Origin of the sequence: Lentzea sp. NPDC058436 (assembly GCF_042721515.1) — a bacterium.
Classification (GTDB): domain Bacteria; phylum Actinomycetota; class Actinomycetes; order Mycobacteriales; family Pseudonocardiaceae; genus Lentzea.
Genome location: NZ_JBHXLF010000029.1, coordinates 12,180 through 35,321, shown reverse-complemented (window position 1 = coordinate 35,321; position 23,142 = coordinate 12,180). Strand labels below are relative to the sequence as shown.

The 23,142-nt window shown below is 69.5% G+C and carries 23 protein-coding genes; 15 read left to right on the top strand and 8 right to left on the bottom strand.

Translation table 11 applies throughout. From position 1 onward, the window contains the following. The first annotated feature begins 141 nt into the window (after positions 1-141). Positions 142-966 carry an endo alpha-1,4 polygalactosaminidase gene (locus ACFWN2_RS42955; RefSeq protein ID WP_382436421.1) on the top strand — a complete coding sequence of 275 codons (825 nt, stop codon included), beginning with the start codon at positions 142-144 and terminating at the stop codon, positions 964-966. Here the strand turns inward: ACFWN2_RS42955 and ACFWN2_RS42950 are convergent. Together ACFWN2_RS42950 and ACFWN2_RS42945 are read right to left on the bottom strand one after the other, a co-directional pair. Further along, positions 939-1,679 carry an SRPBCC domain-containing protein gene (locus ACFWN2_RS42950; protein WP_382436420.1) on the bottom strand — a complete coding sequence of 247 codons (741 nt, stop codon included), beginning with the start codon at positions 1,677-1,679 and terminating at the stop codon, positions 939-941. The genes ACFWN2_RS42955 and ACFWN2_RS42950 overlap by 28 nt on opposite strands. After that, positions 1,676-2,275 carry an ArsR/SmtB family transcription factor gene (locus ACFWN2_RS42945; protein ID WP_382436419.1) on the bottom strand — a complete coding sequence of 200 codons (600 nt, stop codon included), beginning with the start codon at positions 2,273-2,275 and terminating at the stop codon, positions 1,676-1,678. The genes ACFWN2_RS42950 and ACFWN2_RS42945 overlap by 4 nt, the downstream gene beginning before the upstream one ends. Before the next feature lie 146 nt (positions 2,276-2,421). On the opposite strand from ACFWN2_RS42945, the gene ACFWN2_RS42940 reads away from it, so the two are divergent. Then, positions 2,422-2,595, top strand: a complete 174-nt coding sequence (locus tag ACFWN2_RS42940; RefSeq protein ID WP_382436418.1) for a hypothetical protein — start codon at positions 2,422-2,424, stop codon at positions 2,593-2,595. Here ACFWN2_RS42940 and ACFWN2_RS42935 read toward each other — a convergent pair. From ACFWN2_RS42935 to ACFWN2_RS42925, 3 genes are all read right to left on the bottom strand, one after another. Beyond that, positions 2,577-3,539 carry a TIGR03617 family F420-dependent LLM class oxidoreductase gene (locus ACFWN2_RS42935; protein ID WP_382436416.1) on the bottom strand — a complete coding sequence of 321 codons (963 nt, stop codon included), beginning with the start codon at positions 3,537-3,539 and terminating at the stop codon, positions 2,577-2,579. The two genes, ACFWN2_RS42940 and ACFWN2_RS42935, sit on opposite strands and share 19 nt — an antisense overlap. 18 nt (positions 3,540-3,557) lie before the next feature. After that, positions 3,558-4,247 carry an excalibur calcium-binding domain-containing protein gene (locus ACFWN2_RS42930; RefSeq protein WP_382436415.1) on the bottom strand — a complete coding sequence of 230 codons (690 nt, stop codon included), beginning with the start codon at positions 4,245-4,247 and terminating at the stop codon, positions 3,558-3,560. A 118-nt stretch (positions 4,248-4,365) separates the two neighbouring features. Continuing rightward, entirely contained in the window at positions 4,366-4,818 is a 453-nt protein-coding gene (locus ACFWN2_RS42925; protein WP_382436414.1) for a DUF4442 domain-containing protein, read from the bottom strand. A 175-nt stretch (positions 4,819-4,993) separates the two neighbouring features. On the opposite strand from ACFWN2_RS42925, the gene ACFWN2_RS42920 reads away from it, so the two are divergent. Both ACFWN2_RS42920 and ACFWN2_RS42915 read left to right on the top strand, forming a co-directional pair. Next, positions 4,994-5,521 (top strand): MarR family winged helix-turn-helix transcriptional regulator, encoded by a 528-nt coding sequence (locus tag ACFWN2_RS42920; RefSeq protein WP_382436413.1) that lies wholly within the window; start codon positions 4,994-4,996, stop codon positions 5,519-5,521. A gap of 2 nt (positions 5,522-5,523) precedes the next feature. After that, complete coding sequence (locus ACFWN2_RS42915; RefSeq protein WP_382436412.1) at positions 5,524-7,158, top strand: MDR family MFS transporter; 1,635 nt, start codon at positions 5,524-5,526, stop codon at positions 7,156-7,158. Between the two features lie 60 nt (positions 7,159-7,218). On the opposite strand, the gene ACFWN2_RS42910 is transcribed toward ACFWN2_RS42915, so the two are convergent. Beyond that, positions 7,219-7,725 (bottom strand): inorganic diphosphatase, encoded by a 507-nt coding sequence (locus ACFWN2_RS42910; RefSeq protein ID WP_285647754.1) that lies wholly within the window; start codon positions 7,723-7,725, stop codon positions 7,219-7,221. Between the two features lie 124 nt (positions 7,726-7,849). On the opposite strand from ACFWN2_RS42910, the gene dacB reads away from it, so the two are divergent. From dacB to hpt, 4 genes are read left to right on the top strand one after another with little or no spacing between them, the layout of a single operon-like run. Continuing rightward, on the top strand, positions 7,850-9,847 hold the full coding sequence (gene dacB / locus ACFWN2_RS42905) for a D-alanyl-D-alanine carboxypeptidase/D-alanyl-D-alanine-endopeptidase (protein ID WP_382436411.1): 1,998 nt from the start codon (positions 7,850-7,852) through the stop codon (positions 9,845-9,847). Between the two features lie 28 nt (positions 9,848-9,875). Beyond that, positions 9,876-10,919, top strand: coding sequence for a zinc-dependent metalloprotease (locus ACFWN2_RS42900; RefSeq protein WP_382436410.1), 1,044 nt, complete (start codon positions 9,876-9,878; stop codon positions 10,917-10,919). Then, positions 10,916-11,827, top strand: a complete 912-nt coding sequence (tilS, locus tag ACFWN2_RS42895; protein ID WP_382436409.1) for a tRNA lysidine(34) synthetase TilS — start codon at positions 10,916-10,918, stop codon at positions 11,825-11,827. Before ACFWN2_RS42900 ends, tilS begins: the two co-directional genes overlap by 4 nt. A 17-nt stretch (positions 11,828-11,844) precedes the next feature. Beyond that, a complete protein-coding gene (hpt, locus tag ACFWN2_RS42890) occupies positions 11,845-12,393 on the top strand; it encodes a hypoxanthine phosphoribosyltransferase (protein ID WP_030477529.1) in 549 nt (182 codons plus the stop codon). Positions 12,394-12,912: 519 nt separating this feature from the next. On the opposite strand, the gene ACFWN2_RS42885 is transcribed toward hpt, so the two are convergent. Next, positions 12,913-14,559: a substrate-binding domain-containing protein gene (locus tag ACFWN2_RS42885; protein WP_382436408.1), complete on the bottom strand. Its 1,647-nt coding sequence runs from the start codon at positions 14,557-14,559 to the stop codon at positions 12,913-12,915. Between the two features lie 378 nt (positions 14,560-14,937). Between ACFWN2_RS42885 and ftsH the strand changes: the two genes are divergently transcribed. The 7 genes from ftsH to ACFWN2_RS42850 are packed head-to-tail and all read left to right on the top strand — an operon-like array spanning position 14,938 to position 21,456. Then, positions 14,938-17,130 carry an ATP-dependent zinc metalloprotease FtsH gene (gene ftsH / locus ACFWN2_RS42880; protein WP_382436406.1) on the top strand — a complete coding sequence of 731 codons (2,193 nt, stop codon included), beginning with the start codon at positions 14,938-14,940 and terminating at the stop codon, positions 17,128-17,130. Beyond that, positions 17,127-17,774 carry a GTP cyclohydrolase I FolE gene (gene folE / locus ACFWN2_RS42875; RefSeq protein ID WP_382436405.1) on the top strand — a complete coding sequence of 216 codons (648 nt, stop codon included), beginning with the start codon at positions 17,127-17,129 and terminating at the stop codon, positions 17,772-17,774. The genes ftsH and folE overlap by 4 nt, the downstream gene beginning before the upstream one ends. Before the next feature lie 32 nt (positions 17,775-17,806). Beyond that, positions 17,807-18,592 (top strand): dihydropteroate synthase, encoded by a 786-nt coding sequence (gene folP, locus ACFWN2_RS42870; protein ID WP_382436466.1) that lies wholly within the window; start codon positions 17,807-17,809, stop codon positions 18,590-18,592. Then, positions 18,585-18,977, top strand: a complete 393-nt coding sequence (gene folB / locus ACFWN2_RS42865; protein ID WP_382436404.1) for a dihydroneopterin aldolase — start codon at positions 18,585-18,587, stop codon at positions 18,975-18,977. The genes folP and folB overlap by 8 nt, the downstream gene beginning before the upstream one ends. Then, positions 18,974-19,468, top strand: a complete 495-nt coding sequence (folK, locus tag ACFWN2_RS42860) for a 2-amino-4-hydroxy-6-hydroxymethyldihydropteridine diphosphokinase (RefSeq protein ID WP_382436402.1) — start codon at positions 18,974-18,976, stop codon at positions 19,466-19,468. Before folB ends, folK begins: the two co-directional genes overlap by 4 nt. Next, positions 19,465-19,932, top strand: coding sequence for a DUF3180 domain-containing protein (locus ACFWN2_RS42855; RefSeq protein WP_382436401.1), 468 nt, complete (start codon positions 19,465-19,467; stop codon positions 19,930-19,932). The genes folK and ACFWN2_RS42855 overlap by 4 nt, the downstream gene beginning before the upstream one ends. Positions 19,933-19,968: 36 nt before the next feature. Next, positions 19,969-21,456 carry a DUF6779 domain-containing protein gene (locus tag ACFWN2_RS42850; RefSeq protein WP_382436400.1) on the top strand — a complete coding sequence of 496 codons (1,488 nt, stop codon included), beginning with the start codon at positions 19,969-19,971 and terminating at the stop codon, positions 21,454-21,456. Positions 21,457-21,462: 6 nt separating this feature from the next. On the opposite strand, the gene ACFWN2_RS42845 is transcribed toward ACFWN2_RS42850, so the two are convergent. After that, positions 21,463-22,548 (bottom strand): NADH-quinone oxidoreductase subunit D, encoded by a 1,086-nt coding sequence (locus ACFWN2_RS42845; protein ID WP_382436399.1) that lies wholly within the window; start codon positions 22,546-22,548, stop codon positions 21,463-21,465. Positions 22,549-23,142: the final 594 nt, after the last annotated feature.

The following is a 23,142-nucleotide window of genomic DNA, read 5'->3' as shown; positions in this document are numbered from 1 at the left end:
GAATACCCGCCCCGAGACTCGCCATGGCCGCCCAACGGCCTAACTCCGGCGTCCCGGCGCCGCCACGAACGGCCTCACGCCGGTGCAACACTTGGTGGAGCAGGCTGTCCGCTCGCCCGACTCGAAGAGGTCGTCGAACACGTGGATCTCCGCACCCTGATGAAGCCCGTTGTCGCCGTGCTGCTCGTCGCGGCGTGTTCGGGCGGGCCGGAGCTGCCGCCGCGGGAGAAGCCGCCTGCCGGCGGGCAGCTCGACTACCAGCTGGGCGGCACCTACCAGCCCGACGTGCCCGTCAAGATCGTGGTGCGGGACCGGAGCAAGATCGTGGACGGCCGGCGCTACAACATCTGCTACCTCAACGCCCTGCAGACGCAGCCGAACGGCGCGAACGGCGGGCTCGACTGGTGGCGCGCGAACCACGACGACCTGCTGGTGAAGAAGAAGGACGGGCAGATCGCGATCGACCCGGAGTGGCAGGAGGGCATCCTCGACATCTCCACCGGCGAGAAGCGGAACCGGATTCTCGAGATCCAGAAGAAGTGGATCAAGGACTGCAAGACGTCGTTCTTCAAGGGGGTCGAGCCGGACAACCTCGACTCCTACACGCGGGCCGAAGGGGCGTTCGACCTCAACGCCACCAAGGAGTTCATGAAGGCGTTCGTCCGGTACGCGCACGAGCAGGGGCTCGCCGTCGCGCAGAAGAACGCGGCCGAACTCGGGACGGCGGGCAAGAAGGAGATCGGCTTCGACTTCGCCATCACCGAGGACTGCGAGGCGCAGGACCAGTGCGGTTCCTACGCCGAGGCGTTCGGCGACGACTTCTTCCAGATCGAGTACACCGACGAGGGGTTCCGGAAGTCCTGCGCCGACCGCGGCGGACGGGTGTCGGTCATCCGCCGCGACCGGAACATCGTGCCGTACGGGCACGAGGACTACGTCTACGAGGTCTGCCCGCCCAACGTCTGAGTCAGGAACGCCTGCCACTTCTCCGCCTGGCCGGTCGCGTCTCCGAAGAGGTGGTGGCCGACGGCGTTGGTGCCGTGGAACCGGTAGATGCCCTCCGGACCGCGCACGCCGAGGAAGTTGTGCAGGTCGTGGAGCACGACGTAGTCGACGACGCCGTTGATGCCGAACGGTTCGAGGGTGACCTCGTCGCCGACCCGCGCGTCCTGCGGGATGCCGAGCGCCCCGAGCAGCACCGGCCAGTTGTCGGCGCCCTCCGGCTGCTCCGGCCACTGGGCGAACACGTACGTGCCTGGCCTGCCCGCGAAGTGCTCGACGTACGTCGCCATCGTGAACAGGTACATGTCCCAGCCCTTCGACTGCTGGTCGACGAACTCGTCGCCCCAGCCGTCGGCGAGGATGCCGGTGTGCACGAACCGCAGGACCGTCGTGCCCTGGTCGCGGCCCTCGATCAGGTACTCCATGGCGTGGAACGTGCCGTCCTCGCCCTTGTCGCTCTGGTACGCGAGGTGCTTGCCGGGCTCCCAGGCGGTGATCGTCGAGGCCTCCTGGAAGAAGCCCAGGTCGAGCGTCATGCGGCCGCCGACGCGTCCGTCCACGGTGTGCGGGCCCATGAACCACGAGTCGATGCCCGGTCCCGTGGCGATGGCGTCCCAGACCTGTTCCGGGGTGCCGTCGACGAGAACTTCCTTGCTGATCTCGAACTCGTGGGTCACGACTCCTCCTCCTTGGCGGCGTTCACGCTCGGGTGCAGGGCGACGACGACTCGGTGCGGACGCCCTCCTTCTGCCTGCTCGTCGTGGTACTTGGCGACCAGCTGCGTCATGAAGCCGGCCAGCTCCTCGGCGAACGCCGCGCGGTCGGCCGCCGTGGCGAACCGCACCTCGCCGTCGAGCGCGAAGGTCGCGAGCCGCTTCTTCGCCCTGGTCGCGCCCGTGATCAACGTGCCGACGTCGCGCACCAGCCTGGCCGAGACCGCCAGCAACCACCGGGCGGACAACCGGTCGGGCGACCGCGCAGGGTCTGGCTGCACGGCCGCGAGCGCCGTCGGGGAGATGACGTAGGACGCGGCGGTCGCCTGCAGCAGGCGCTCGTTCACGTTGCCCTTGCGCCGTTCCTCGACGAGCTCCACCAGGCCGTGCTGCTCCAGCGTGCGCAGGTGGTAGTTCACCTTCTGCCGCGGCAGCCCGACCTTCGCGGCGAGCATCGTCGCCGATCCGGGCTCCACCAGCTCCGCGAGCAGCCGCGCCCGCACCGGGTCCAGCGACACCTCGGCCGCGGAAGGGTCCTCGATCACCGCCACTTCGAACATGGCGCAAGCGTCACACCGAAAACAAAATTAGTCAAGAACTGAGTTGCTGTCGGTGACTTTGCTCCACCTGGGTGGCGTTGGAGCCGGTACCGTAAGCGATGTCTCGATTGGTCGTTGCACGTTCGCAACCCTTGAGGAGACAACACATGATCATGATGCTCGTGCTCACACTGCTGGCCATGCCGTTCGCCCTGATAGCGGCGAACGTCGGCAGACGCCGGTGGATCCGCAAGCGGGGTGTCGCCAGGGTGCGCGCCGAGCTCGACGCGTTCCACGCCGAGCTCGCACGGGCGGGGCTCAGTCACTTCTCCGGGAGCTGAAGCACCTGTCCTGACGGAGAAATCCTGGTGACGACGTCGCCGTAGCGGTCCAGCAGCGCGGCCGTGACGGTCTCCGGGGAGCCGAGGACGCAGAACTCGGCGAGCACCTCGTCCGTGATCAGTTCGCTCATCTCAGCCCATTGCTGCCGCCTCGACATGCGGTGCAGCTCCTCGTGCAGCGCGCCCCAGCCGTGCAGGTCCAGCACCGGCTTGTACGCGGGCGTCGACCCGTAGAACGCGATCTGCCGCTTCACGTCGGCGATCTCCGCTTCGTTCGTCGCGGCGAACACGGGCCCGCTGATCTCGAAGCCCTCCAACGACCTGCCCACCTTCGCCCGGCCGCGTTCCAGCGCCGGCAGCGTCACCTCGCGCAGGTACCTCTCGGTCGTGAAGTTGTGGCACAGGAAGCCGTCCGCGACCTCGCCCGCCACCTCGGTCATCCGCTCGCCGACGCCCGCGAGGTAGATCGGCGCGGTGCCGTGCGGGTTCGGGCCGGGGTCGAAGAACGGCGTCATCAGCGTGTGCCTGTAGAACTCGCCGCGGAACGCCAGCCGCTCGCCGGTCTCCCACGCGTGCCAGATCGCCCGGATCGCCAGCACGAACTCGCGCATGCGCGCCGCCGGTTTGCTCCACGGCATCGAGAAGCGCTTGGTGATGTGGGCCTCGACCTGGGAGCCCAGTCCGAGGTTGAAGCGGCCCTCCGACAGCAGCCGCAGGTCGTTCGCCGTGGTCGCGACGGTCATCGGGTTGCGCGCGAACGCCACCGCGATCGCCGTGCCGAGCTCGATCCGGTCGGTCGCCGCGGCGGCACCGGCCAGCGCGAGGAACGGGTCGTGCTTGGTCTCGGCGAGCCAGAACCCGTCGTAGCCCCGGTCCTCCGCCCGCTTCGCGATGGCCCCGGCCTCACCGGGCGTGTAGTCGACGGCCGCGTTGTCCAGCTTCATGCCGCTGAGGCTATTGGTTCACCGGAACCCGTACCGGGGGTCGCACGCGATGCCGTCGCGGTTCGCGTCGAGCTCGACGCGATAGCCCGGCTGGCCCCAGAAGAGCGGCGCCTTGCCCGCACGGCGCACGTCGTCGCAGGTCGCGTAGAAGACGGGCTTCGGCGTGGTGGGCGTCGTCTTGGGCTTGGTGGTGGTCGTCGTGGGCGGTGGCGGCGGGGGAGGAGGCGTCGACGTCTCCAGGGTCTCCTTGCCGACGCACGGCGCGCCCCACAGGCCCATCGGAACGCGCTGCGCGGCGCCTTCCGCCTCCTTCTGCGCGGGCGTCGGGGTGCCCGCGGTGCGGCCGGCGCCGTTGCCCAGCGCGAGCAACGCGTAGTCCGTGCCGTCGGCGAGGCTGAGCGCGCCGGTGGTCCTGTCGTAGCGGACCTGCTGGTTCAGCAGCATGGCCTTGGCGAAGCTGCCCGCGGCCTCCGCCCAGCACGGTCCCGGCTGGGCGAGGCCGCTGACCTCGGCCTTCGAGCCGTCGGAGAGCATCACGGCGCGGCCGTCGACGATCGACGTCACCTTGATGTCCAGCTGGGCGGGCGGAACCGTCGCCGACGAGGCGACCGGCGTGTCCTCGGCCGGCTTCTCGACGGCGACCGGCCTCGACTGCTGCACCTGCGTCGCGCATCCCGCGGTGAGCAGGACCAGCACGACTCCGCCCACAGTTCTCCACCCCGACATGGCTCCGCATACTGCCCTCGGAACGGGGTGTGGCCAAGGTTACGTATTTGGATCGGATCGGTTCACCGGGATTCCGAACCGAAATACGGAGATGCCCAGTTCAGCGTGCGGGCTTCAGCGTCCAGACGACGACCATCTCGCCGGTCGTCACGCCCTCGGCGTTGGTGATCGTGATGGTGACGGGGAACTCGGGCCGCGTGCCGGACTCCAGCTCGGCCAGGACCTCGTCCGCGGACCGTCCCAGCACGGCCTCCGCGCGGATCACGCCCATCGCGATCTTCTTGTAGGAGATGTCCGCGCGGACGGCGAGCGGCGTGGCCTTGCCGAGGTGGGCGGCGAACGCGGCCATCACGACGGCGCCGGACGTGGACTCGCCGAGGCCGAACATCATCGCGGCGTGCGGCCCGCCGATGTGGTTGTGCAGAGTCGGCTCGTCCGGCAGTGACGCGACGACGCGACCTGCGGTGACCTCCTCGAACTCGATGCCGGTGGTCTTCACGTACGGCACCGCCTGCTTCATGGCGTCGGCGACGAACGACACGTCTTGGCTCATGGGAACGGATGCTACCGGCGAGTAACCCGACCGGCTACCCATCAGTAACAACTACTCGCCGCGCCCATAGCACTCCACAGTGGAGTGAGACCTGAAACTCACTTGCAATCCGGTGGACCGAGATGGATGCTTGTACCGAGCAACTAGTTGGGTGATACAAGCAACGAGGTGTCAGATGGTGGATCCGGGCAGGTGCACAGGCTTTGCCACCGGCATCGATCCGGAGCACGAGCTCGCGGACCGGGTCGGCATGGCGATGGTCCGGCTGAACAAGATGCACGCCCAGATGAGCCACCAGATGGCCAAGCAGGGCATGGACAAGTCCGCCTTCGTACTTCTCGCGACGCTCTCCGGTCTCGGTGAATGCCGCTCCAGTGCGCTAGCGGAGGCGGTGCTCTCCGACCCGTCCACGGTCAGCCGGCAGGTGGCCGCGCTGGTCAAGGACGGGCTCGTGGAGAGGCACGCTGACCCGGCAGACGGTCGAGCCAGCGTTCTCGCGGTGACAGAGGCGGGACGCACGCTCATCAAGAACCGGCGCCGGCAGCGCAACGAGGCCATCGAGCGGATGTTCGCCGACTGGCCGGAAGAGGACTTCAAGATTTTCGCGGAGCTGTTCGAGCGCTTCGTGCAGGACTACGAGCGCACGGTTCCGTCGTTCATGACCGACCGCGGGATGGGGACCCGCGCAGGAGGGGAAGACTAGAAATGTCATCAACAACCGATGCGACACCCACGCCAGGGGTTTCCCTGACGCATCGCCAGATCATGACGGTGCTGTCGGGCCTGCTGCTGGGCATGTTCCTCGCGGCGCTGGACCAGATGATCGTCGCCAGCGCCATGAAGACCATCGCGGACCAGCTGCACGGCCAGACGCTGCAGGCGTGGGCGACGACCGCCTACCTGATCACCGCGACCATCACGACCCCGTTGTACGGCAAGCTGTCGGACATCTACGGGCGCAAGCCGATGTACCTCGCGGCGATCACGCTGTTCCTGGCCGGTTCGCTGCTCTCGGGCATCGCGACGTCGATGTACGAGCTCGCCGCGTTCCGCGCGGTGCAGGGCCTGGGCGCCGGCGGTCTGATGTCGCTCGCGTTCGCGATCATGGCGGACATCATCTCGCCGCGTGAGCGCAGCAAGTACTCCGCGTACTTCATGGCCGTCTTCGGCTCGGCCAGCGTGCTCGGCCCGGTCATCGGCGGTGTGTTCGCCGGTCTCGACTCGTTCCTCGGCGTCACCGGCTGGCGCTGGGTGTTCCTCGTGAACGTCCCGATCGCGCTGCTCGCGCTGTTCGTCGTGGCCCGCGTGCTGAACATCCCGCACCAGCGGGTGAACCACCGCATCGACTTCGGCGGCGCCATCGCGCTGACCGTCGGCCTGGTGCCGCTGCTGATCGTGGCCGAACAGGGCCGCGAGTGGGGCTGGGCGTCGGGCCTGTCGATCGCCATGTACGTGATCGGTGTGCTGGGCCTGGTGGCGTTCGTGTGGGTCGAGAACCGCATGGGCGACGAGGCGCTGCTGCCGATGCGGATGTTCCGCAACCACACGTTCGCGCTCGGCAACACGATCAACTTCGTGCTCGGCATCGGCATGTTCGGCGGCATGGTCTCCATCCCGCTGTACCTGCAGATCGTCAAGGGCGTCACGCCGACCGTCGCGGGTCTGCTGCTCCTGCCGATGACGTTCGGCATCATGTCGGCCACCGCGATCGCCGGCAAGGTCACGTCGACGACCGGGCGCTACAAGGTGTTCCCGATCATCGGCGCCGGACTGATGGCGATCGCGCTGTTCCTGCTCAGCACCATCGGCACGGACACGCCGACCTGGCAGGTCATGATCTACATGTTCCTGATGGGCGCGGGCCTCGGCCAGTGCATGCAGACGCTGCTCCTGGCGATCCAGAACGACGCCGAGCCGCGTGACATGGGCGTGGCGACCGCTTCGGCGACGTTCTTCCGCCAGATCGGTGGCACCGTCGGCACCGCGGTGTTCCTGTCGATCCTGTTCAGCACGGTCGGCGGCAAGATCGCCGACGGCCTGCGGGCCGCCGCGCAGACCGACGCGTTCAGGGCGGCACTGGGCCAGAACCCGGAGTTCGCGAAGATGCTGCAGGGCGGGGGCGGTGTGGACATCAACAACACCGAGTTCCTCAACGGCCTCGACCCGGTGCTGGCGAAGCCGTTCCTCGACGGGTTCTCCAGCGCGATCGACACGGTCTTCCTGACCGGCGGCATCGTGATGATCGCGGCGTTCGTCCTCGTGTGGTTCCTGCGCGAGAAGCCGCTCTCGACCAAGTCGGGTCTGGAGCGCGTGGCGGACGCGGAGACCCTCGCGGTCTGACGCTCGCAACGACGAAAAAGAGGGGGCCGCTCCGAGCGGCCCCCTCTTTCGCGTGCGTGCCTAGTGGAAAGACTCGCCCCGTGCCTCGGCGTCCTTCAGGCGCTGGTAGGAGCGCTTGATCTCGGCCTCGGCCTCGGTGCGGCCCACCCAGGACGCGCCCTCGACGCTCTTGCCCGGCTCCAGGTCCTTGTAGACCTCGAAGAAGTGCTGGATCTCCAGGCGGTCGAACTCCGCCAGGTGGTGGATGTCGCGCAGGTGCTCGTGGCGCGGGTCGTTGGCCGGGACGCACAGAACCTTGTCGTCGCCGCCCTTCTCGTCCGTCATGCGGAACATGCCGATCGCACGAGCGGCGATCAGGCAGCCCGGGAACGTCGGTTCCTGGACGAGGACGAGGGCGTCCAGGGGGTCGCCGTCCTCACCCAGGGTGTTCTCGATGAACCCGTAGTCGGCCGGGTACTGCGTCGACGTGAACAACGTGCGGTCGAGGCGGATGCGGCCACTCTTGTGGTCCACCTCGTACTTGTTGCGCACGCCCTTGGGGATCTCGATCAGGACGTCGAATTCCACTGGTCCTCGCTCATGTAGCCCATTCGTGATGCCCACTAGTGTGGACCACAACGCCTTGTCAACCCTCACCGGAGCGGTGGTTGGTGGGTGTGAGATTGCCCGTACCGAACTGACGGAGGCCGCTGTGCCGGACGACCCCCAGTGGCCGACCGAGGACGACGACATCGATTCAGATGCCGCGCCCTCCGAGCCGACTGTGCAGGTCAGCCGCCCGTCCGTGGATCAGCCGACGATGCGGTTCCCGCTCGCCTCCGTCCTCGCCGCACCGTCCACTCCGGAGCCCCTGCGTTCGTCGCCCGTCCGTTCCGCTCCGAACGTTCCGAACGGCTCCGCGCCCGCCCCCGGCGCTCCCGGTGGACCTAAGCCCGTCTCGGGTGGGCCCTCCGGCGGGAACCCCGGTGGGAAGTCTCACGGCCCGATTGCTCCGGAAGTCGGCCAACCTCGGGCCGTTCCGGTGCGCATCGAGCCGAAGGCCGAGCAGCGGACGACGGAGCTCTCGGTCCCGCCCGCCAAGACGGCGCGGGTCGACCAACTGCCCGACGGCGACCAGTCGTGGTTCGACCAGGCGGTCAGACCCGAACAGCAGGCCGGCCGCCAGCAGCGGCCAGAGCAGACCAGGCGGGTCGACCAGCTCCTGGCCCCGCCGCCACCGTTGCGTCAGGAACCGCCGCGCGCCGAGCCGCCGCGTCAGGAGCCCCGCGACCTCCCCGTCACGGGCTACGACGAGGAACCGGAGGACCGCCTCACCGCCGACGAGCCCTCGAAGAGCCGCAAGCCGCTCTTCGTGGTCCTGAGCCTGCTGGTCGTCGCGGCCCTCGCCGGTGCCACCGTCTACGCGGTCAACGAGTTCGGCGGCACGAAGGCGATCGAGACCAGGCCCCCTGCCGCACCGGCGGTCGTCCAGCCGCTGGTGAAGGCCGCGAACGCGGGTGGTCCGGCGCCGACCGCCGCCGGCGTGCAGCAGGCGCTCGCCGGACCGGCGGGCAACGGCGCGCTGGGCACGCTCACCGGCAGCGTCATCGACCCGGCCAGCGGTGCCGCGCTGTGGCAGCGGGGCGACACCACGCCCGCGACCCCCGCGTCGAGCCTCAAGATCCTCACGGCCGCCGCGGCCCTGCTGAGCCTGGAGAAGACCGACCAGCTGAGCACCAAGGTCGTCCAGGGCGCGGAGCCCGGCACCGTGGTGATCGTCGGCGGTGGCGACCCGACGATCTCCGGCGCGCCCGGCAAGTCGGTCTACCCCGGCGCCGCGACGCTCGACGACCTCGTCAACCAGGTCAAGGCGAAGGGACCGGTCAGCAAGGTCCAGTTCGACCTGAGCCGGTACGTCGGCGAGCCGCTCGGCCCGCAGTGGGAGACGGCCGACATCGCGGGCGGTTCCGTCGCGCCGATCGTGCCGTTCATGCTCGACGGCGGCAGGGTCGACCAGTCCAACGTCAACGGCGTGCGCACCGGCAGCCCCGCCCAGGCGGCGGCGGACGCGTTCGCGCAGCGCATCGGGGCCCCCGGAGCCACGGCGGTCGCGGCTCCGCAGGGCGCGCCGGTGCTCGGCGAGATCAAGTCGGCGCCGGTCGAGCAGCTCGTCGACAACATGATGCAGATCTCGGACAACGTCCTCACCGAGGCGATCGCGCGCGAGATCGCGATCAAGACGGGCAACGAGCCGTCGTTCGCGGGCGGCGTGAAGGCCGTGCGGGACGTGCTGACCAAGAACGGGTTCGACCTCACCGGGGCGACCTTCGTGGACGGCAGCGGGTTGTCCGCCACGAACAAGATCCCCGCCAAGCTGCTCACCGACGTGCTCACCGCGGCGGCCAAGCCCACGCTGGACGACCCGCGCACCGCGAAGCTGCGGCCGTTGCTGACGGCCCTGCCGGTCGCGGGCGGCAGCGGCACCCTGGCCGGTCGCTACGGCGGCGCGGCGGCGGACGGCAAGGGCTGGGTGCGGGCCAAGACCGGCACGCTCACCGGCGTCAACGCGCTCGCCGGGATGGTCGTCGACGTGGACGGACGGGTGCTCGTGTTCTCGTTCATGTCCGCGAGCGACCGCAACCCGGAGACCGAGGTGCGGCCGGCGCTGGACGTGATGGCCGCTGCGTTGCGGGGTTGTGGCTGTTCGTAGCGGGCCGTGCGCAGGTAGCGTCGGAAGCGTGAACGGCGCGACGGAGGCAGAGCTCGGCCCGGTGGACTGGGAGCTGGCGGTTTCGACCGCCACGCGGCTCGTCCGGCCCGGCCCCGTGATCGGCAAGGACGAGGCTGACCACGTCGTCGGCAGACTTCGCGAGCTGGCGCCGCAGGCGGAGGTGCACGTCCGCGAGCTCACAGGGCTCGGTCCGGGACTGCCGCTGCTGCCAGGTGAGGTCGTGGACCGCCCGGCGTGGGTCGCGGCCGCCGCGCAGGGGCTCGCCGCGCTGACAGGGCCCGCGATGCCGCGCCAGACAGGGCCGATGGCGGGTCTCCTGGCGGGCACGGCCGGTGTGCAGGCCGGTGTCGTGATGGCGTTCCTGTCGTCGCGGGTGCTCGGCCAGTACGACCCGTTCAGCCCGAACGACCAGCTCGCCGGGCGGTTGCTGCTGGTCGCGCCGAACATCGTTGGCGCACAACAGGCCCTGGACGTGCCGGACGACGACTTCCGCATGTGGGTCTGCCTGCACGAGTGCACGCACCGCCTGCAGTTCACCGGCGTCCCGTGGCTGCGCAGGTACTTCTCCGACCAGGTCACCGCGCTGCTGTCCTCAATGGACGAAGAGCGAGCGCCGCTGACCGACCTGATCCGCGACTTCCGGCAGAAGCTGCGCGAGGGCGACGGGCCGATGAGCCTGATCGACCTCATCCAGTCGCCGCAGCAGAAGGCAGTGCTGGACCGGCTGATCGCACTGTCCACTTTGCTCGAAGGCCACGCCGACCACGTGATGGACGCCGTCGGCCCGTCGGTCGTGCCGTCCGTGTCGACGATCCGCACCCGCTTCAGCGCACGGCGCAAGGGCGGCGGCCTGCTCGACCGGATCCTGCGCACGGTGCTCGGCGTGGAGGCGAAGGTGCGCCAGTACGAGGAGGGCGCCGAGTTCACCTCGTACGTCGTGGAACGCGTGGGGATGGACGGCTTCAACGCGATCTGGACGTCCGCGGACACGCTGCCGACCCGTGCCGAGATCGCCGAGCCGATGAGCTGGCTGCGCCGCGTGTCGCCGTGAACGGACCGGTGGCCGAGATCCGGACGGCGGTCCGCCGGTTCTTGAAGGTCGTCCAGCCGGAGGCGGTGACCGTCGCGGTCTCCGGCGGCGCCGACTCGCTGGCCCTCGCGGCCTGCGTCGGTGGGTTGCTGCCCGGCGCGTCCGCGGTCGTCGTCGACCACCAGCTGCAGCCGGGGTCGGCCGACGTGGCGCTGCGGGCGGCCGGGCAGTGCTCGTCGTTCGGTCTCGTGGCACGCGTGGAGCCCGTGGTGGTCACGGGTCCCGGCGGCCCCGAGGCCGCAGCGCGCTACGCCCGCTACGAGGCGTTGAGGCCCGCGTCGGGCGTCGTCCTGCTCGGCCACACGCTGGACGACCAGGCCGAGACCGTGCTGCTGGGACTGGGCCGCGGGTCCGGGCCTCGTTCGATCGCCGGGATGCGCTCGTACGACGCGCCGTGGGGACGGCCGCTGCTGGGCGTGTCCCGGGCCGTGACGCGTGCCGCGTGTGTGGAGCAGGGCATCGAGCCGTGGGAGGACCCGCACAACCTCGACCCGTCGTTCACGCGCGTGCGGTTGCGCGGCGAAGTCCTGCCGTTGCTCGAATCCGTGCTGCAGGGCGGCGTCGCGTCGTCGTTGGCACGCACGGCAGCACAGCTGCGGGAGGACTGTGACGCACTCGACTCTCTCGCGGAAGCCTTCGCCGGCGACTGCTGTGCCGTTGACGACATAGCCGAGTTGCCGGTCGCACTTCGGCGCAGAGTGGTCAGAACGTGGCTCATCGACGAGGGCGTGCCTGAACTGTCCGATTCGCACCTGCGACGTGTTGACGCACTGGTGAGTGAATGGCGCGGTCAGGGCGGTGTCTGGCTACCTGGCGGCTTTGTCGTGCGGCGCGCGCATGGCAGGCTCGTTGTGGAAGCACAGTCTTAAGCAGAGGGGACCTGTCCGTGTACGACGGCGACATCGCATCCGTGCTCATCACAGAGCAGGAGATCAGCGACAAGGTCACCGAACTCGCCAAGCAGGTCGCGGCTGATCACCCAGAAGGTGACTCCGACCTCGTGCTGATCACTGTGCTCAAGGGCGCTGTGATGTTCATGGCCGACCTTGCCCGTGCTTTGCCAGTTCCGGTGCAGTTGGAGTTCATGGCCGTGTCGTCCTACGGGTCCTCGACCTCGTCCTCGGGCGTGGTGCGGATCCTGAAGGACCTGGACCGCGACATCGCCGACCGCAACGTGGTGATCGTCGAGGACATCATCGACTCCGGGTTGACGTTGTCCTGGTTGTTGAAGAACCTGCAGTCCCGCAAGCCGCGGTCGCTGCAGGTGTGCACGTTGCTGCGCAAGCCCGACGCGGTGAAGGTCGAGGTGCCGGTCAAGTACGTCGGGTTCGACATCCCCAACGAGTTCGTCGTGGGGTACGGGCTGGACTACGCGGAGCGGTACCGGGATCTGCCGTACATCGGCACGTTGGACCCGAAGGTCTATTCGAGCTGAGCTTCGAACGTGGAGACGGGGGCGCTGGTGCGCCCCCGTTTTTGCTGTTCGCGGGTCGGGAATGCGGGCCGGTGGCGGTTCCAGCGGGGTTGGTCGCGTTCCTGGGTCGGGTCGCCTTGCGAGGGTGGTCCATCAGGCCTTGACGATTTTGTGTGTGCGATTGGGGCTTGACCTTGAGCCTCTGGCGGGGTGCTGGGACGGCCGGAAAAGGCCGGGCTGAAAAGCGCCCGGCCGTGCCCGAAGGGGTAGCACCCGGCCCCTCAAGGTCAAGCCCCAATCGCCCTGGTTGGTGTGCACCGCTACCCATCGCCTCATAGTTCAGACGGCTCGCTTCGCATCGCCACGCCAGGCTGCATGCGTGGTCGGCCTTGTGCTGGTGGGCGCCGGTGGGCACCACGCGCCGGGCTTGCGTGCGTGGTTGTGTTGGGTGGCGAGTGCGGTTGGCGTGCTGTTCCCCGAACGACGAACGCCGGGCCTTCCCTGGGGAAGCCCGGCGTCCGGGGTCCTGCGCCACCCGCGTCAGCAGTTCGGGCGGCACCTCCGCTGCGACACCGCGTCCAGCAGCACGCCGCGGATGTCCTCGGGGTTCTTCGCCTGGTACGCCTTGCCACCGGTCGCGGCGGAGATCGAGCGAAGAGCGTCCATGTCCACCTCGTCACCGAGGCCGACCATGATGATCGGCACGGGCTTGGCCGGGTCGGTCTCGCGCTTCAGGGTCTCGATCAGGGCGCCGGTGTCGATCGACGAGATGTCGTCGTTGCGGCCGTCCGTCATGAGGACGACGGAGTTCACCTTGGCCGCGTCGTAGCCCTGCAGGACGTGGCGGAACGCCGCCAGGGTGGTGTCGTTCAGGGCCGTGCCGCCGCCGACCAGGCCGGGGAGCTGTGAGGCGCCCGCCTCCAGGCGCTTGCGGCGGGTGACGCCTGCCAGGGGTTCGCCCAGCGGGCCGATCGGGACCAGTTCGATCCAGTCGTTCGGCGGCTTCTTGTCGGTCGAGAACGCCCAGAGGCCGATGGCCGTGGTGTCCGGGAGCATCGAGAGGGCGGTCATCGAGGCCTCGGTGGCCGACTCGACGCGGGTCTTGCCGTTGCCGCTCTTCTCGATCATCGAGCCGGAGACGTCGATGACGGTCAGCATGCGCATGTCGAGGCTGATGGCGCCCCAGGTGCGCAGGAGTTCGGAGACCTGGTCGGCGTTCGGGGTCTCGATCAGCTTGACGTCGCCCGCCTGGACGCCTTCGACGTCGGTCGACCACTTCGCGGGGGCGGCGCCGTTCACCGTGCGGAAGCCGGCCTCGCCGAAGCGCTTCGAGGTGTCGGCGGAGCGGAGGACCTTCTCGAACTCCGCCGCCGCCTCGCCGATGCCGTCGGGTTCGTTGGCGCGGGAGACGCGGACGAGCGGGTAGTCGAAGGAGAGCGTGCCCTCCTTCGGCGGGGCGCCCACGACGGCGTTGTCCTTGACCGTGCGGTTGTTCGACACGATCGACTGCTCGGTCGCGGCGAACAGCGGTGCCTTGTCGGCGTCCGTGGTGACCTTGCCGAACGAGTCGCGGACGGACGGGACCGCGCTGCGGCCCACGCGGAGCAGGGTGCCGACGAGCTCCGGCTTGGGCGTGCCGTCCGCGTTGCCGAGCAGGGTGCGGATCACGAACAGCGAGGCGAGTCCCTCGGACGTCATCGTCGGGTCGCTCATCGAGATCTGGACCTTCGGGTCCACCACCTTCGCCCACGAGACGGGCGTGACCGGGAAGCCGATCTTCGACATCGCCTGCTGCGAACCGGCCATCACCAGCGGGCTGGACGCCAGCGAGGGCTTGATGTCCAGCTTCGGGGCCTCGGGGCCGGTCTCCGCCGCCTGGCGCTGCGCCTCTGCGGCCCACATCGACGAGTCGGGGATCCACAGCGAGTGGGGGTTGATCTGCGCGGTGGGGAGTTCGTTCGCCACGTCGGCCGCGTTGCGCGACTCGACCGTGACCTGCACGCACCGGCCGCGGACGACCGGTTGTGACCGCTGGTACTCCTGAGCAGCCGAGTTCACCACGTCGAGCGCGGCAGGGGTGACGGCGACCTTCAACGGCAGTGCGCCTGAGCAGTCGGCGCCGCTGGTGACGCGCAGGGCCACGACCGTGACGCCCGCCGCCGCGACCACTCCCAACAGGGCGCCCACGGGGAGGGCGACCCGCCGGAACAATCCGGGAGACGTATGACGTGCTGACATACAGTTACTTACCTTCGGTCACGTGTTCACTCTTTCGAGTGGCGGGGGAACACTCGGGGGATGAATGAGGATGACATGTGACCGCCAAACGTACTGAGACGGCGTGACCTGCGTCACTCGACTGGCTGGCGGTATTTGTTCCGGATGAACCAAAGTGCGTGAACATGCGTGGTGGGGGTCACCAGTGGGAACCACAGGTGGGCCCCGCCCGTTGGTTGCTCAGTACCCGGCCAGCGAGCGGTAGGCTGGTCGGACGCGGTATGTGGGTCTTCCACTGCCCGACGCGCAAGTCAGGGAGGGTCGAGGCCGCCCGCCGGCCGTAAGTGCATGGACCGCAAGCGCCTGCTTCGCAACCCGCTGCTGTGGATCGCTGCGGTGTTGCTGCTCTACTTCGTCTTCACCGTGCTCTTCGACGACTCACGGGGTTACCACCAGGTCAAGACGTCTCAGGCACTCCAACAGGTGCGTGAGGGCAACGTCAAGGAAGCCACGATCGAGGACAAGGAGCAGCGTCTCCGGCTCACCCTCAGGGACGGGCAGACCTTCGAGGGCAGCAACCGCCTGATCACGCAGTTCCCGGCCAGCTCGACCGACGAGATCTTCAACGTCCTCGACCAGGCCAGCAACAAGCCGACCCTTGAGACCAAGGTCAGCCAGGAGTCCATCCTGATGCAGATCTTGATCTACCTGGTGCCGCTCGGCCTGCTGTTGCTGCTGCTGATGTGGATGATGAACAACGCCCAGGGCGGCGGCAACCGCGTTCTGAACTTCGGCAAGTCCAAGGCCAAGCAGTTGTCCAAGGACATGCCCAAGACGACGTTCGCCGACGTCGCCGGTGCCGAGGAGGCCGTCGAGGAGCTCGAGGAGATCAAGGACTTCCTCCAGAACCCCGGCCGCTACCAGGCGCTCGGCGCGAAGATCCCCAAGGGCGTGCTGCTCTACGGCCCGCCGGGAACCGGCAAGACGCTGCTCGCCAGGGCCGTCGCCGGTGAGGCCGGTGTGCCGTTCTACTCGATCTCCGGCTCGGACTTCGTCGAGATGTTCGTCGGTGTCGGTGCCTCGCGTGTGCGCGACCTGTTCGAGCAGGCCAAGCAGAACGCGCCGTGCATCATCTTCGTCGACGAGATCGACGCGGTGGGCCGCCACCGCGGTGCCGGTCTCGGCGGCGGTCACGACGAGCGCGAGCAGACGCTGAACCAGCTGCTCGTCGAGATGGACGGCTTCGACTCGCGTGGCGGGATCATCCTGATCGCGGCGACGAACCGTCCCGACATCCTCGACCCGGCCCTGCTGCGCCCCGGCCGCTTCGACCGCCAGATCCCGGTGTCCGCACCGGACCTGAAGGGCCGCAAGCAGATCCTCCGGGTGCACTCGAAGGGCAAGCCACTGGCCGCGGACGCCGAGCTCGACGGCCTCGCGAAGCGCACCGTCGGGTTCTCCGGCGCCGACCTCGCGAACGTCATCAACGAGGCCGCGCTGCTCACCGCTCGCCAGAACGGCACCGTCATCACGGGTTCCGCTCTGGAGGAGGCGGTGGACCGCGTGATCGGCGGTCCGGCCCGCAAGAGCCGGATCATCTCCGAGAAGGAGAAGAAGATCACCGCGTACCACGAGGCCGGGCACGCCCTGGCCGCGTGGGCCATGCCGGACATCGACCCGGTCTACAAGGTCACGATCCTCGCCCGCGGCCGCACGGGTGGTCACACCCTCTCGGTGCCGGAAGAGGACAAGGACCTGATGACCAGGTCCGAGATGATCGCGCGACTGGTGTTCGCACTGGGTGGCCGTTCCGCCGAGGAGCTCGTCTTCCACGAGCCCACGACGGGTGCGTCCAACGACATCGAGCAGGCGACGAAGATCGCCCGCGCGATGGTCACCGAGTACGGCATGAGCGCGAAGCTCGGCGCCGTGAAGTACGGGCAGGAGCAGGGCGAACCGTTCCTCGGTCGCTCGGCCGGTCGCCAGGCGGACTACTCGCTGGAGGTCGCGCACGAGATCGACGAGGAGGTGCGCAAGCTCATCGAGGCCGCGCACACCGAGGCGTACGAGGTGCTCAACACCTACCGCGACGTCCTCGACGACCTCACGCTCGAACTGATCGACAAGGAGACCCTGCACCAGAAGGACCTGGAGCGGATCTTCGCCCGCGTCGAGAAGCGGCCGCGCATCACCCAGTTCAACGACTTCGGTGACCGCACGCCGTCCGACATCCCGCCGGTCAAGACCCCCGGCGAGCTCGCCAAGGAACGCGGCGAGCCGTGGCCGCCGGTCGTGGAGGACGCGATCGAGGCCGAGCTGCAGAAGGACGACGAGGCCGCCGCGGCGGAACCGGTCACCGAGCAGCTGCCCGCGACGAACGGCTCGAACGGTGCCCACCAGCCCGGTCAGCCCGCCAACCAGTCGGGTCCGCCGAACTACGGCGCCCCGCCCGGATGGACCCCGGCGACCGTGCCCGGCGGCAAGCCGCACAACGTCTGGGAGCCGAAGAAGGCACAGCCGGACCAGGACGAGCGGCAGTGACCGAGCAACATCAGCTCGACGGAGACGCCGGCCTCACCCACAACGGGGAGGCCGGCGTCTCCGCGCGGCGGGTTTTCGACCAGCCCCGCGCGGAGGCCGCGGTGCGCGAGCTCTTGATCGCGTGCGGTGAGGATCCCGACCGGGAGGGTCTGCGCGAGACACCCGCACGGGTGGCGCGTGCTTACCGGGAGTTGTTCGCCGGTCTCTACACCGACGCGGACAGCGTGCTGGCGAAGACGTTCGACGAGAGCCACGAGGAGCTCGTCCTCGTCACCGACATCCCGATGTTCAGCTTCTGCGAGCACCACCTGCTGCCGTTCCACGGCGTGGCGCACGTCGGGTACATCCCGAACGAGCAGGGCCGCGTGACGGGGTTGTCGAAGCTCGCGAGGCTCGTCGACCTCTACTCGAAGCGGCCGCAGGTGCAGGAGCGGCTCACGTCGCAGGTCGCGGACGCGTTGGTGCGCAAGCTCGAACCGCGCGGCGTGATCGTGGTGATGGAGGCCGAGCACCTGTGCATGGGCATGCGCGGTGTGCGCAAGCCCGGTTCGCGCACGACGACGTCGGCGGTGCGGGGGTTGTTGCGCACGTCCGCGTCCTCGCGGGCGGAAGCGATCGAACTGATCAGGGGCCGGACGCGGTGAGTGGTCTGCCTCGTCCCGGCCGCTGTGTCGTGATGGGCGTGCTGAACGTGACGCCTGACTCGTTCTCCGACGGCGGCCGCTACATCGACCGGCGGGACGCGGTGGCGCACGGCGTCGAGATGGTCGAGCGCGGCGCCGACGTGATCGACGTCGGCGGTGAGTCGACCAGGCCCGGCGCCGCGCGCGTCGACCCGGCCGAGGAGATCGCCCGCATCACGCCGGTGATCAAGGCGCTGGCCGGCGAGGGCGTGCCGGTCAGCGTGGACACCATGCGCGCTTCCGTTGCGGCAGCGGCGTTGGACGCGGGCGCGTCGATCGTCAACGACGTGTCCGGTGGTCTCGCCGATCCCGAGATGGCCTCGGTCGTCGCCGCCGCGGGTGTTCCGTACGTGCTGATGCACTGGCGTGGGCACAGCACGGAGATGGACGCGTTGGCGACGTACGACGACGTGGTGACGGACGTGCGCAGCGAGTTGCTGGAGCGCGTCGAGGCGGCGCTGGCCGCCGGTGTCGCCGAGTCGTCGATCGTGCTCGACCCCGGACTGGGGTTCGCGAAGCTCGGCGACCACAACTGGGAGCTGTTGCAGCGCCTGGACGAACTGGTCGAGCTCGGGTTCCCGGTGCTGGTGGGGGCGTCGCGCAAGCGCTTCCTCGGCACGTTGCTCGGCAACCGTCCACCGGACGGCAGGGAGGACGCGACCGCGGCGGTGTCCGCTTTGGCGGCGTTCAACGGAGCGTGGGGTGTGCGGGTGCACGACGTCGACCGGACGCTGGACGCGGTCGCCGTCGCCGGTGCTTGGAGGCGGGGACATGGCTGACCGGATCGCGTTGACGGGCCTGCGGGTGCGCGGCCACCACGGGGTGTTCGAGCACGAGAAGCGCGACGGCCAGGAGTTCGTCGTCGACATCACGCTGTGGCTGGACCTCTCGACGGCGTCGCGCACGGACGACCTCCGCGAGACGTACCACTACGGCGAGCTCGCCGAGATGGCCGCGGCGATCATCGGTGGCGAGCCGTACGACCTCATCGAGACCGTGGCGGGCAAGATCGCCGACGCCGCGATGTCGGACTCACGGCTGCATGCGGTCGAGGTGACGCTGCACAAGCCGTCCGCGCCGATCCCGCTGACGTTCGACGACGTGTCGGTGACGATCCGCCGTTCGCGCCGCCTCGCCGCGCCGCTGCCCAAGGAAAAGCCTTGAGCCGCGCGGTTCTCTCGATCGGCTCGAACCTCGGCGACCGGTTCGCCTTCCTGCAGTCGGTGGTGGACGGGTTGCGCCCCTTCGTGATCGGCGTTTCGCCGGTGTACGAGACGGCGGCGTGGGGCGTCGAGGACCAGCCGGACTTCCTGAACGCCATCGTGATCGTCTCCGCGGACGACGTGGACGAGTGGGGCTGGCTGCGCCGCGGTCAGGCGCTGGAGAACGCCGCCGGACGCGTGCGGGAGAAGCGCTGGGGACCGCGCACGTTGGACGTGGACGTGGTTTCGGTGGACGGGGTGACCTCGGACCACCCCGAGCTGCTTCTGCCGCATCCTGGGGCGTTTGAGCGTGCAACAGTCCTGATCCCGTGGCTCGACGTGGAGCCGGACGCGGTGCTGCCGGGCCGCGGACCCGTTGCGGGCCTGGAGTTCTCGGCCGAGGGCGTGCGCCGGCGTGACGATCTCGTGCTTTCGGGTTGGATGGACGCGTGAGGTTCACCCGTCCCCGCGACCTGGCGGCCGTCGCGATCATCGCCGCGTTGCTGGCCCATCTGCTGCTGCGGCTCGCGTACGACACGTTGCCGCCACTGCCCGTGCTGGCCGGGTCGACGCTGGTCGTCATCGCGGTCGTGGAGGTCGTGCTCGCCTTCTCGTTGCGGGCCAGGATCCAGCGCCGTGCCGGAGCCCGTCCGGTGCAGCCGCTGACGGCCGCCCGAGCGGTCGCGCTGGCGAAGGCTTCGTCGGTTTTGGGCGCTTTGATGTTCGGTGTCTGGACCGGTGTGTTGATCTTCGTGATCCCTGTCAGGGACTCGTTCCCCGCGGCCTCGAACGACCTGGTGGCAGCGGTCGTCGGCATGGTCTCGGCGGTGGCGCTGACGGCGGCCGCGCTGTGGCTCGAGCACTGCTGCAAAACGCCTAACGAGCGTTCCGGAAACGAGATAGATACCCGGCCGTAGGTCTCAGTCCCATAACTACGCGGTACCGTAGTGCCCATGACCGGGCGTGGCGCGTCGACCGACGGCGAGCAGGAAGATCACGGTCGTGGCTCCGGGCGATTGCTGTTAGTAGCGGCATTGGCGCTCGCCCTCGTGGCCGCGGCGGTGCTCGTGCTGAGCGACAGTGCCCGCATGCTGCGTCTTGCCGTGGTGGCCGCTTTGTGGGCGGCTCTGGTGGGTGCTTTCCTCGCCGCCAAATACCGCAAACAGGTCACGGAGCGCGACGACGAGGTGGCCGACCTCCAGTCCGTCTACGAACTGGAACTCGAGCGCGAGGTGGCCGCGCGCCGCGAGTACGAGCTCGAGATCGAGTCGGAGACCCGCAAGCGGATCGAGGAGGAGTCGCGCGCGGACATAGAGGCCCTGCGCGCCGACCTCCACGCGTTGCGCGACAACCTCCAGGCGTTGCTGGGCGGTGACGTCCTCGTCGAACGCGTGGCCCTGCGCGCCGAGTCGACCCGCCTGCGGTCGCTGTCCTCGGAGGCGGCCAGGCTGACCGCCGGCGCCGACAAGCGCATCATCAACGCCACCCCCGCGATCACCGCGTCCGTGTCGGCGGAGAAGCCGTCCGAGCGCACCGAACTGATCGAGCGCGTCGCCCACGACGCCAAGGTGCAGCCCCCGCGCCGCGAGCAGGCGCGCCCCGAGCCCGTCCGCCCGGAGCCGGGAAGGACCTCGCCGCGCCCGCAGCCGGCCGTGGTCCGCCGCGAGCCCGTGAAGGCACAGAAGCAGGAGCCGGTCCGCCCGCAGCCCCGTCCCGGTGCCGCCGCGGCGTCCGTGTCGGCCAGGCTCGGCAACGCGGCCGCACCGCAGGTGCCGCAGAAGGCGCAGCCGCCCAAGGTGGCGCCGCCGACCGTGAAGGCGTCGCCCGTCCAGGCCCAGGTCCACCGGACCGAGCGCGTGCAGCGTCCGCCGCAGCCGCCGTCGCGCACGGAGGTCCCGTCGCGTCCGGAACAGCCCGTCGCGAAGGCCGTGGAGCCCCGCAAGCCCGAGGCGCGGTCCCGCGTGGCCGAGCGCACCGAGATGATCGACCCGAAGTCGTTGCAGGCAGGCCGCCGCCGCGCCGACGACCGCCCGGCCCCCGTCCAGGACAGCGGCTCGTGGGAGACCCTGAAGCCGGACAGCCCCGGCTCCGCCTCGTCGAGCGGCCGCCGCCGTGCCGACGACGCCCCTGCCCGCCGCACCGCCTCCGAGGACTCGCTGGTGTCGCTGCCCCCGGTGGGTCGCCGTTCCGCGTCCGAGCAGTCGTCCACGAGGCTCCCGGCCGTCACGCCCAGCCGTCGTTCCACGCAGGAGGAGGCCCCGGTCTCGGGCCGCCGCGTCGCCGAGGACTCGTCCACGCGCCTGCCGGCCGTCTCGACCGGCCGCCGAGCAGCCCCGGAAGACCCTTCCGGCGCACACGCGGACGGCAAGTCGGTCAGCGAACTGCTGGCCTCACTGGGCGGAGGCGACGCCCCGCGCCGCCGTCGCCGCCGCGACGACTAGCTCGCGCTACTTGTCGATGTCGCCGACGATGACGGCGAACGAGCTCAGCACGGCCGGCAGGTCGTCGACCTTCGTGCCGGGCAGAAGTGCCGACAGCGCCTGAACGTTGTTGAACGACGGCGTGCGCAACTTGAGCCGCCACGGCGTCTTCTCACCCCGCGACGACAGGTGCACGCCCGAGGTGCCGAGCGGCGCCTCGACCCGCGTGTAGACGGACCCCTCCGGAGCCTTGATGGCCTTGGGCAGCCGCAGGTTCACCGGCCCTTGTGGCAGTTTTTCAAGGCAGGTTTCGGCCAGCTCGACCGACTTCGTGACTTCGTCGAGCAGACACCGCACGCGCGCCGCCGCGTCACCTTCCGTGCGAGTGACAGGCGTGAAACCCAACGCCTTGTAGGCCGGCAACGGGTCGTCACGCCGCAGGTCGAAGTCCACACCGCTGGCCCGGCCGATCGGTCCCGTGACCCCGTACGCCAGCGCGTCCTCTTGGGTGAGCACGCCAAGCCCTTGCAGCTTCCCGAAGTCGACGGAAAGCGTGGTTACGTCCACAGTGGACAGGAACTCCGCCACCCTGCCGGTCCACCCCGCGGGCACGTCCTCGCGCAGCCCGCCGATCCGGTTGAACATGAAGTGGATGCGCCCGCCCGACGCCTCCTCCATGAGCGCCTGCACACCCTCTCGGTACATGGCAGCGTTGGGAGACAACGGAGTCAGGAACACCATGTGCGCCATCAACCGATTGAGCTCGCACAACAACGCACGCAACCACTGCGCGCGCGCCGGCACGTCCATGCCCGTCATGCGCTCCACGGCCAGGGCCACGGCAAGCTCGTTGCAGAACGCCGACAGCCAGTCGTGCCGGTTGGCGAGCGTCAGCACCTGTCGGTAGTCCCGCACCTCGAACAACTTCTCGGCGCCCCGGTGCAGGTGCCCGACGAGGGGCTCGGCGGCGGTGATCACCAGTTCCGGCGTGACGGTCAGGCGCAGGCGGTAGGCGCCGTGGGCCGACGGGTGCAGGGGGCCGAGGTCGATCACGCGGTCGACGCCCAGGTACTGGGCGCCCGCGCCGACGCCGACGGTGATCTGCTCGCTCACCTGGGCATGGTTTCACGGGGGCGGGGAGGTGCCGGGACGCGGCTCGGGGCGAGGTGGGTGGCGTGGCAGGTCAGGCGGCGGGAGTCGGGGCGCATGTCCAACGGTTCGGGGAAAGGTGGCGCTGTGGGGAGGCGGTGCGGGCTGGACGAGACCGCTGGGCTGTCGGCGGGTTGGGGTGCGGGCTGTCGGGGACGGGTGGGCGAGACCGCTGGGGCGTTCGTGGAGTGAGGTGCGGGCTGTTGGGGTGGCGGGAATGAAGTTGCCGAGCTGTCGGTGGGGTGGGTGTGGGCAGTCGGGGGAGGACTAAGGCGGGACCGCTCAAGTGCCGCGCCTGCCCTGCCGCGCCTTGCCCCGGCCCTGCCTCGCCTACCCCGTCTGCCAAGCCTCGCCCGCCCTGCCCTGCCCTGCCCGCCCTGCCTGCCGCGCCTGCTCTGCCTCGCCTTGCCCCGGCTCTGCCTTGCCTCGCCTACCGTCTGCCAAGCCTCGCCCGCCCTGCTCTGCCCGCCCTGCTCTGCCCGCCCTGCTCTGCCCGCCCTGCTCTGCCCGCCCTGCTCTGCCCGCCCTGCTCTGCCCGCCCTGCTCTGCCCGCCCTGC